The following is a 4,436-nucleotide window of genomic DNA, read 5'->3' on the forward strand; positions in this document are numbered from 1 at the left end:
GCCTGACCTACCGGCAACAGCACGACGAAAAGCGGGAACTGCGCAGTGCCGGTATTCGGGACCTGTCCACCAGATCGGGACGCCGGACGGGGCGCCCGCTCGTTCGGCAGGACTGATCCGACGATGCCGATGCCGCTCGATCCGCTGGTTTGAGCAGCCATCGGCGCGATCGACGAACCACAAATCGCTACGACGGGGCCGACCCCATACCTGGCGGCAGCTCCCCGAAGAAATCATCCCGCAGCCGCTCTATCTGGTGCATGCGCTCGTGCAGGATCGTCACGATGCCGATGTCGCCGTTGGACAGTCGCCGCCAATAGACGAAGTGACGCTCGTAGCGGAAGAAGAACCCCTGCACGCCGAACTCGGCCGGGACGGGCCTGGAAGCGACGCCATGCGACTCGATCCGGTCGAACGCATCAAACAAGCCGGTGATGTAGCGCTCCGCCTGCGGCTCGCCCCAACGCTCCCGCGTATATCGGTATATCTCGTCCAGCCGCCACGAGGCGGCTTCCTGGATGCGGATCTGGCTCACGAACACAAAGGCCCGGCTTAGGAAGATTTATTGCGGGCGATCACGTCGGCTGCGGTCAGCGGCCTGTAGGCGGAGTCGGGTGCTGCATAGGCCTGCGCCAGTTCGGCCTTGAGCCGGTCGAAGGCTTCCCGCTCCACCCGCTCCTTGTCGCGGCGGATCAGGTCGCGCATGTACTCGCTGACGTTCTCGTAGGCACCGCGCTCGCCCACATTGGCCGCCACGAAGTCGCTCAGCGTCTCGTTCAGGCGAACGGTCATCGTCGTTTGCGGCATGGCAGGATCCTTGAGCGTTCGCGTACTCAATATGCTTAATATCGAATACAAAGGCAAGGGACCAAGCGCGCTGTCTAACTTCTGCCGGCGGCAGCCCCATATCAATGGGGGCCCAACAACATTTCATCAGCACACAGGGTGCTGGCGCCGGTGGGCTGACAACGGTGCTGCCGGGCAGTGACATGGCGGCAGCGCGCGCGTTCTATGGCGCCAACGCACAGGCGGACCGGCGCCAGTTGTGCCCTTTGTATGGCGAGGCTACCGGGTAAACCTCCGAGTAATTTCGACCAGAGGAAGGCGAACCGCAGGATCGTCACGCCAAATTTCCAGTGCCTGAACGATCACGGCGTCGTCGCATAGCGCCAGCCGGCGCAGTTCATCAACGACCCACAGCACGCCATGCACGCGGCGGCCGTCGTTGCTGGCGGCACTCCGGAGCTGGCCATCGCCGGTCAGAAGAATCGCGTTCTCATGCCGGCGTGTGGTGACGAGGCAGAAGCAGTCATTGGCCAAGAGTCCGGGGAACCTGGCCATGACCGCGATGGCTTCGACGACCAACTCCGCCGGCAGGTCGAACACCTCGATTCCCGCGTCGAGGATGGCCCATTCCTGCAGTGTGAACCGAATCAGCTCCGATGCACGGACCGGAAACGGAATGACCAGGCGGAAAGGAAGCTGGACCAGGAGATGAAGCAGCCTCGCCTTTCGCAGATCGATCAGGCACGACGCGTCGTTGACGACGACGGTAGGGGCGTTGTCTTGCGTCACTGGACCAACGGCCCCCGCATTTCCTCCTCGATCCGGTCCAGCGGCAGCTTGAGCAGCCTGGCCGCGCGCACGGGTGAGATCAGGTCCTCGGCGAGCGCCCGATAGACAAGACGCTCGAAACGAAGCGGCTTCTCGAAAGCACCCAAACCCTGCCCGTCCTGAATCGGTTCCGGTTCACTGGTCCGCCATGCACGGACGTAGGTCCGGAAGGCGTAATCGACGGTGGATTCCGGCAGCAATCCCACATCGCGGAGCCGAATCAGCATGGCGGCCGCAGACATGCCATAGAAGCGCTTGAGCCGGATCAACTCGTGATAAGGATCCCCTGCCGCCGGTCCCCCACTTCTTGCCGAAGGTGATCCGCCGGGGCCAGGAACGCTGTAGCGAAGCGGTTCATGGCTTTTTCGAGCTTCAGACTCTCCGGATCGGCAGTGCCCCTGATGATCCGATGTGCAAGCTCATGCCCGAGGTTGAAACGGCGACGCTCGATGTTGGTCCGGCTTGAGATGACCACGACCTCGGTGTCCGCCATGCCGCCGGTCCGCTTCACATCGCAGGCCAGTCCGTCGAACCGCTCGGGAAGATCCGCTTCGATGACCTTGACGCCTTTCCCTTCGAGAAGATCGGTCATGCTCGGAATAGGATCGATGCCGAGCTGCCACGCACGTCGAAGATCACGTGCCTTCTGGTCGATTTCCTCGACGGATCGCACTGCGTCGCACCGAACGGCGGCAAACGCGTCATCCGGCTCTTTCAGGCCAAGAATTTCTTCGATCGCCAGATAGTCTTCCAGCTTCTCGATGACCAGCGCTTCGGCTTGGGCGCGGTCCTGCGCCGAAGTACCCGAGTGCTTGCGGAACTCGACGCCAGACAATTCCGCGACCTGACTGCTCATCAGGAAATCCAGCGAGCCCCCAAGCGCCTTGCCGAGCCCTACCAGCACCGCAGACGACGGCATCATCTTGCCGCCCTCGTACTTGCTGATCGCTTGCGCGGAGACGACGGGCGATACGCGTTCGGACAGGGCTTGCAGCGAGAGACCTGCCTTTCACTCGACGCAGCGCGAAGCCGTTGCCGCAGCCCGAGACATCGCCCGCAATCAAGGCACCGAGATGTTGATCCACGGAGAGAACGGCCGTATCCGCGAGCGGAACACGTATGGCAACGATCCCTTTCCCCCGAAGGGCTGATGAGGACATCCCATGAAAATCGAAATGAAGATCAATGGACGCGCGGTCACGTCGACCAGCCAGATCCAGCGTGAATTGAAGAAAGCCGCGGAAAGCGCCGTCGAGGGCAGACTTCGTCGGGCGGCCGGTCCGGGCGTTCGGATCAAGAAGACGTCGGAGGGTTACGCCGCTGAAGGAACGCAAGCGCGCATCGACAATCTGGTGCGTCGCCACAAGTAAGGAAAGTCCGCGTCGTGATCGCGACCGACGATGCCCCGTTGCAGGATCTGTTTAAAAAGGTTGAGCAGCACATCCTGTCTCGGCTGTTCGGAAGACCGACACACCGGCAGCCGGACGACGAAAAGCGCGACGTCAGTGGCGCGGGGATTCAGGGACTGTCGACCAGACTTGGGCGCCGGACCGGGCATCCGCTCGTTCGGCAGGACTGATCACGATGTCGTCAATGCCGATGCCGCTCGACGAGGTGGTCGACGACTATCGGCGGACCAGGCGCTCGTCGATCGACCCCTGGGTTCTTGCCGCCCAACTGAGCCTGCTCCCTGACCTTCGCTACCTGCAAGACGGTCTCCGTCGCGTTCGTGGTTGCCTCGAACGTGCCGGCGACGAACTCGAATACTGCCTGCGGATCGTGCCGGGATCGCGACTTGAACCCCGCCAGCTTGTTGCGGAAATCGCATCGCTGATGACATGGATCGAAGAGCGGGGCTGGCCCGCCGACGATCCCCGGATGCTGCCGATGGCGCGACCGTCGTTATCAGAACGGCACCCGCTCTCCGGTTACTGCCTGTCGGCCAGCCACCTCTGGCCCCTCATGTTCTATGGCATCCCTCCGGACCGGACCGGACCGGACGGGCGGGAATGAGGATGCCGCGGCATACGAGCGGCTGATGGATTGACGACCTTTGATTGCGGCATTACCGCCCAGTGTTTCGGTCGCCTCGGGAAGGACCATCGCGATCCGCGTCGTCAACCTTTCAATTCGGGCGCAAACGCCTTCTGACCTTGTGAGCTGTCGTAGTACTTGTCGAGCACGTGCCGCATCTCATCATCAGGCAGGCTCATCAAGCGATTCATTGCCTCCGCCTGCTCCGGCTGCTGCATTCGCAGCACCATCAAACGGTGTTGTGCTTCGATCGCGCCAAGCTTTTCTTCATCGATCATCTGGAAGTCCTCCTTCGATATTCGATCAGAAGCTGCAGCAGTTCGTCTACCAGAGCGGCACCTTCATGAAGCCGGTGTTCACGGCGGCGCGCAAGGCCTCGGCCAGCACCGGCCGCGTGGTGTTCGCCGAAGGTGAAGAAGAGCGGGTGCTGAGAGCGGCGCAGATCATCGTCGATGAAAGGCTGGCACAGCCGATCCTGATCGGCCGTCCGGAAGTCATCGAGGAACGCATCCAGCGCTACGGCCTGCGGCTCAAGGCCGGCGTCCACATCACCATCGTCAATCCGCAGCACGACGATCGCTACCACCAGTACTGGACCGAGTACCACGCGCTGATGGCCCGCCACGGCGTGACCGCGCAGTACGCCAAGCTGGAAATGCGCCGCCGCATGAAGCGCTGCGCAAGCGCATCCTGCCGGAGACCACGCTCGAAGGCCCGGCGAACCTGCTGGTGATGCCGAACATCGACGCTGCCAACATCGCCTACAACCTGTTGAAGACCGCCGCCGG

General features: G+C 62.5%; 9 protein-coding genes and 2 pseudogenes. 5 read left to right on the forward strand and 6 right to left on the reverse strand.

The window, feature by feature from the left end; translation table 11 throughout:
• Positions 1 to 187: 187 nt before the first annotated feature.
• The 5 genes from Q0D45_RS13980 to Q0D45_RS14000 all read right to left on the reverse strand — a co-directional run bounded on the left by Q0D45_RS13980 (position 188) and on the right by Q0D45_RS14000 (position 2,608).
• Entirely contained in the window at positions 188 to 535 is a 348-nt protein-coding gene (locus Q0D45_RS13980) for a type II toxin-antitoxin system RelE/ParE family toxin (protein WP_293393868.1), read from the reverse strand.
• A gap of 17 nt (positions 536 to 552) precedes the next feature.
• Positions 553 to 807, reverse strand: coding sequence for a hypothetical protein (locus Q0D45_RS13985; protein ID WP_293393870.1), 255 nt, complete (start codon positions 805 to 807; stop codon positions 553 to 555).
• Positions 808 to 1,065: 258 nt separating this feature from the next.
• On the reverse strand, positions 1,066 to 1,575 hold the full coding sequence (locus Q0D45_RS13990) for a PIN domain-containing protein (protein WP_293393872.1): 510 nt from the start codon (positions 1,573 to 1,575) through the stop codon (positions 1,066 to 1,068).
• Entirely contained in the window at positions 1,572 to 1,883 is a 312-nt protein-coding gene (locus Q0D45_RS13995) for a hypothetical protein (RefSeq protein WP_293393874.1), read from the reverse strand. The genes Q0D45_RS13990 and Q0D45_RS13995 overlap by 4 nt, the downstream gene beginning before the upstream one ends.
• Positions 1,880 to 2,608 carry an XRE family transcriptional regulator gene (locus tag Q0D45_RS14000; protein ID WP_366946454.1) on the reverse strand — a complete coding sequence of 243 codons (729 nt, stop codon included), beginning with the start codon at positions 2,606 to 2,608 and terminating at the stop codon, positions 1,880 to 1,882. The genes Q0D45_RS13995 and Q0D45_RS14000 overlap by 4 nt, the downstream gene beginning before the upstream one ends.
• Here Q0D45_RS14000 and Q0D45_RS14005 point away from each other — a divergent pair.
• The 4 genes and pseudogenes from Q0D45_RS14005 to Q0D45_RS14020 all read left to right on the forward strand — a co-directional run bounded on the left by Q0D45_RS14005 (position 2,564) and on the right by Q0D45_RS14020 (position 3,627).
• A pseudogene (locus tag Q0D45_RS14005) lies at positions 2,564 to 2,765 on the forward strand (DUF2188 domain-containing protein). The gene Q0D45_RS14000 and the pseudogene Q0D45_RS14005 sit on opposite strands and share 45 nt — an antisense overlap.
• A gap of 12 nt (positions 2,766 to 2,777) precedes the next feature.
• On the forward strand, positions 2,778 to 2,984 hold the full coding sequence (locus tag Q0D45_RS14010) for a hypothetical protein (RefSeq protein ID WP_293393878.1): 207 nt from the start codon (positions 2,778 to 2,780) through the stop codon (positions 2,982 to 2,984).
• A 14-nt stretch (positions 2,985 to 2,998) separates the two neighbouring features.
• The gene (locus Q0D45_RS14015; RefSeq protein WP_293393880.1) at positions 2,999 to 3,193 is read left to right on the forward strand and encodes a hypothetical protein; all 195 of its coding nucleotides are present in this window, start codon (positions 2,999 to 3,001) and stop codon (positions 3,191 to 3,193) included.
• Positions 3,194 to 3,198: 5 nt separating this feature from the next.
• A complete protein-coding gene (locus Q0D45_RS14020; protein WP_293393882.1) occupies positions 3,199 to 3,627 on the forward strand; it encodes a hypothetical protein in 429 nt (142 codons plus the stop codon).
• Between the two features lie 104 nt (positions 3,628 to 3,731).
• On the opposite strand, the gene Q0D45_RS14025 is transcribed toward Q0D45_RS14020, so the two are convergent.
• A complete protein-coding gene (locus Q0D45_RS14025; RefSeq protein ID WP_293393884.1) occupies positions 3,732 to 3,926 on the reverse strand; it encodes a hypothetical protein in 195 nt (64 codons plus the stop codon).
• A 32-nt stretch (positions 3,927 to 3,958) separates the two neighbouring features.
• Between Q0D45_RS14025 and Q0D45_RS14030 the strand changes: the two are divergent.
• Positions 3,959 to 4,436, forward strand: a pseudogene (locus tag Q0D45_RS14030) (phosphate acyltransferase); the annotation flags it as partial.

The organism is Nevskia sp., from assembly GCF_023266035.1.
Classification (GTDB): Bacteria; Pseudomonadota; Gammaproteobacteria; order Nevskiales; family Nevskiaceae; genus Nevskia.